Raw genomic sequence first — 4,132 nt, forward strand, 5'->3', positions numbered from 1 at the left:
CCTTCCAGGCTTCGATGAACTGAAGCGACCCACTCTCGAAACCTACTTAACTCATTGAATCTCAAGGAGTTTTTCGTTTCGACTGCGCCGGAAGTTGGGGCGAATTATAGACGTCTGGAATCTGCCGTCAACAGCTAATTTTGCTTTTCTTTCAATTACTTGCAGATCGATCAAGAAACGACCAAAACACTCCCTCTATATAGAAGCAAACGTTACGCCTTCTATATAAAAGGAGGTTTCAGAGCACTCCATCCTGCTTCAGCGCAGCTACCACACCCGCACCCAAACCCAGAACTCGCTGCAAAACGTCCAACGTATGCTCACCTAACAAGGGAGGCGCAAGGCGATACTCGACAGGGGTCTGCGACATTCGAATAGGGCTCGCCACCTGAGGCACCATCCCCGCCAAAGCATGGGGCAACTCAATTGCCAGCCCACGCGCCTTTACTTGCGGATCCTCAAACACCTGCGACAAATCATTGATCGGGCCACACGGCACACCCGCCTGCTCCAATTGGGCCACCCACTCAGCCGTGGTCTTGAAGACTGTCGCCTGACGGATCAGCGGAATCAGCAACGCACGATTCGCCACCCGCAGCTTATTAGTAGTGAAGCGCGGATCATCAGCCCACTGCGACTGACCTGCCACTTCAGCGAATTTGCGGAACTGCCCGTCATTACCCACGGTAAGGATGAAATCGCCATCGGCCGTAGGAAAGTCCTGATAAGGCACGATGTTCGGATGCGCATTCCCCAGACGCTTGGGCGCATTGCCTGTGGTCAGGTAGTTCATCGCCTGATTAGCCAGGCAGGCCACTTGCACGTCCAGCAATGCCATATCAATGTGCTGACCACCACCATCGTGATCACGATGGGCAAGCGCCGCCAGTATCGCCACGGTCGAATACAGCCCAGTCAGGATATCCGTCAGCGCCACACCTACCTTCACCGGCCCGGCGCCGTCATCACCCTCAGGCCGGCCGGTGAGACTCATCAGCCCGCCCAACCCCTGGATCATGAAGTCATAGCCCGCCCGCTTGGCATACGGCCCGGTCTGACCGAAGCCAGTGATCGAGCAGTAGATCAGATCCGGATTGATTGCCTTGAGCGACTCATAGTCCAACCCGTAAGCCGCCAACCCACCCACCTTGAAGTTCTCAATGAGGATGTCCGACTTGGCCGCCAGCTCCCGAACGAGCTTCTGACCCTCGGGGCGCGTGAAGTCGATGGTCACCGATTGCTTGTTACGGTTGGCCGACAGGTAGTAAGCCGCCTCTGACGTGTTCTCGCCGTAAGCATCCTTTAGGAAGGGCGGCCCCCAGGCGCGAGTGTCGTCACCATTGCCCGGGCGCTCGACCTTGATCACTTCGGCGCCAAGGTCGGCGAGAATCTGCCCGGCCCACGGCCCGGCCAACACTCGCGATAAATCCAGTACCCGCAGATGCGACAGCGCGCCCATGGTCGTTCTCCTATTAATAGAACGCCTGCAGACCGGTTTGCGCGCGACCCAGGATCAACGCGTGGACGTCATGCGTACCTTCATAGGTATTCACCACTTCCAGGTTGACCAAGTGACGGGCCACGCCGAACTCGTCGGAGATACCGTTGCCACCCAACATGTCACGCGCCATACGGGCGATATCCAACGACTTGCCGCACGAGTTGCGCTTCATGATCGAAGTGATTTCAACCGCAGCCGTACCTTCATCCTTCATACGACCCAGACGCAGGCAACCTTGCAGGGCCAGCGTGATTTCGGTTTGCATGTCGGCGAGTTTTTTCTGGATCAGTTGAGTAGCGGCCAATGGACGACCGAACTGCATGCGATCCAGGGTGTATTGGCGAGCGGTGTGCCAGCAGAACTCGGCAGCGCCCAGCGCCCCCCAAGAGATACCGTAACGTGCGGAGTTGAGGCAGGTGAACGGACCCTTCAGACCACGCACGTCCGGGAAGATGTTTTCTTCCGGTACAAATACGTTGTCCATGACGATCTCACCGGTGATCGAGGCGCGCAGACCGACCTTGCCGTGAATCGCCGGAGCGCTCAGGCCTTTCCAACCCTTCTCCAGTACGAAGCCACGGATGTCGCCGGCATCGTCCTTAGCCCAAACGACGAACACATCGGCGATCGGGCTGTTGGTGATCCACGTCTTCGCGCCGGTCAGGCTGTAGCCGCCGTCGACTTTGCGCGCACGACTAATCATCGCGCCCGGATCGGAACCGTGGTTTGGTTCGGTCAGACCGAAGCAGCCGATCCATTCGCCGGAAGCCAGTTTCGGCAGGTATTTCTGTTTCTGCGCTTCAGTACCGAATTCGTTGATCGGCACCATCACTAGCGACGACTGCACGCTCATCATCGAGCGATAGCCGGAGTCGACGCGCTCCACTTCGCGGGCAATCAGGCCGTAGCTGACATAGTTGAGGCCACTGCCACCGTACTGCTCAGGAATGGTCGCACCCAACAGACCGACTTCGCCCATTTCGCGGAAGATTGCCGGATCGGTCTTCTCATGGCGGAAAGCTTCGAGCACACGCGGCGCGAGCTTCTGCTGAGCGAACTGCTCGGCAGTGTCGCGGATCATGCGCTCTTCTTCGGTGAGCTGTTGATCCAGCAGCAGGGGATCGATCCAGTTGAAGCTAGCTTTACCGCCCATGAGTGCGTCCTCGCAAATCGGGTGAATTAACGTGGCATTGATCGTAGGCGCGGTTCGCTGTCGCGGCAAACGAGGATTTCGCATTCTGTTGTGCTAATTTCTCACTCCGAAACGACGCTGAATGCGATTTAAGCGACGTATTAGTGAGGTTGACGTACATGCGCAGGAAGATCCCCAGCACCACCGCCCTGATCAGCTTTGAGGCTGCCGCTCGTCACGAGAGCTTTACCAAAGCTGCCGAAGAACTTTCCCTCACCCAGGGCGCCATTTGCCGACAGATCGCCAGCCTAGAGGAGTTCCTCAGCGTGGAACTGTTCCGACGCTCGCGGCGCGGGGTGAAGCTGACCGAAGCAGGACTTTCCTACAGCCGTCGGGTGGCGACCCAACTCGATGCGGTCGAGCGCGACACGCTATCGGTGATGGGTCAGCAAGGCGCTAATGTGATTGAATTGGCGGTGGTGCCGACCTTCGGCACGCAGTGGCTGTTGCCACGCCTGAAGGACTTCCAGCTCAAGCACCCGGAAGTCACCGTAAACCTGACGAACCGCACGCGCCCGTTCCTGTTCGCCGATACCGAGTTCGATGCCGCAATCTACTTCGGCGATGCCGATTGGTCCGGTACCGAGTCCCACAGGCTGATGGGCGAAAATCCGATGCCTGTATGCAGTCCCGCCCTACTCGGTAACCAGCCACATCTGACAGCCGATGAGATTGCCGACCTACCGCTGTTGCAGCAGACCACCCGCCCCTACGCTTGGCGCCAATGGTTCAATTCGCAACATCTGAGTATCCCGCGCGACATGACAGGGCCGCGCTACGAGCTATTCTCCATGTTGGCTCAGGCAGCCATGCACGACATGGGCATCGCGCTGATCCCACCGTTCCTGATTCAGCGCGAATTGGTCGAGAAGCGTCTGGTGATTGCCAACCCCCAGGCACTCTCCAGCATCAAGGCGTATTACCTGATGATTCCTGAGCGAAAGGTCGAATCGGCGTCCCTCAAGGCATTTCGCGACTGGCTTGTGAATCAGGCGCAGAGCTACAGCCTAGAAGGATAAAGGCTCACAGCGTTAATTGACCTCGTAGTCAGCAAACTCAAAGCACTACAGATATAACTATTTGTCGCATATTCGATGACTGTATCCGAAAGTCGTACAGACGTCCCACAAGCGCCTGCCGACGTGGCTTTGAGCCTTCATCCGCGACTCATTACGGTCCATTCACGTCACCGATAAGAAAAATCTTAGAATTCGTCCAGAATCCTTGTAAGGCACGGCCTGCAAGGGATTAAGCCGGTCATGTGCGACATTCGGTCACGGCATGACTTGTAGTTAATTTTCCGTCACCCGCCATAATCCCTTGAAGGGCATAAAGTTCGCCTGCAAAATGCCGCGCCCCTATATTATTTTTCTTTATCTTGCTTATCGGCCGACGAATTATCACAATACTCTTTTCATGTTTTTTTTTTATTTTTTATT

At 56.5% G+C, this 4,132-nt stretch carries 3 protein-coding genes; 1 reads left to right on the forward strand and 2 read right to left on the reverse strand.

The features are described 5' to 3' along the window. Positions 1–238: 238 nt before the first annotated feature. Together ACIQVE_RS29250 and ACIQVE_RS29255 are read right to left on the reverse strand one after the other, a co-directional pair. On the reverse strand, positions 239–1,459 hold the full coding sequence (locus ACIQVE_RS29250; protein ID WP_402815385.1) for a CaiB/BaiF CoA transferase family protein: 1,221 nt from the start codon (positions 1,457–1,459) through the stop codon (positions 239–241). 13 nt (positions 1,460–1,472) lie between these two features. Further along, a complete protein-coding gene (locus ACIQVE_RS29255) occupies positions 1,473–2,654 on the reverse strand; it encodes an acyl-CoA dehydrogenase (protein WP_402815387.1) in 1,182 nt (393 codons plus the stop codon). A gap of 158 nt (positions 2,655–2,812) precedes the next feature. On the opposite strand from ACIQVE_RS29255, the gene ACIQVE_RS29260 reads away from it, so the two are divergent. Next, on the forward strand, positions 2,813–3,712 hold the full coding sequence (locus ACIQVE_RS29260; protein ID WP_402815389.1) for a LysR family transcriptional regulator: 900 nt from the start codon (positions 2,813–2,815) through the stop codon (positions 3,710–3,712). Positions 3,713–4,132 lie beyond the last annotated feature (420 nt).

The sequence above is a fragment of the Pseudomonas sp. NPDC098747 genome, from assembly GCF_044760045.1.
Classification (GTDB): Bacteria; Pseudomonadota; Gammaproteobacteria; order Pseudomonadales; family Pseudomonadaceae; genus Aquipseudomonas.

Coding starts and splice junctions, on each gene's coding strand:
- ACIQVE_RS29255 (WP_402815387.1), bottom strand. CDS start 2,654: ATGGGCGGTAAAGCTAGCTTCAACTGGATCGATCCCCTGCTGCTGGAT.
- ACIQVE_RS29250 (WP_402815385.1), bottom strand. CDS start 1,459: ATGGGCGCGCTGTCGCATCTGCGGGTACTGGATTTATCGCGAGTGTTG.
- ACIQVE_RS29260 (WP_402815389.1), top strand. CDS start 2,813: ATGCGCAGGAAGATCCCCAGCACCACCGCCCTGATCAGCTTTGAGGCT.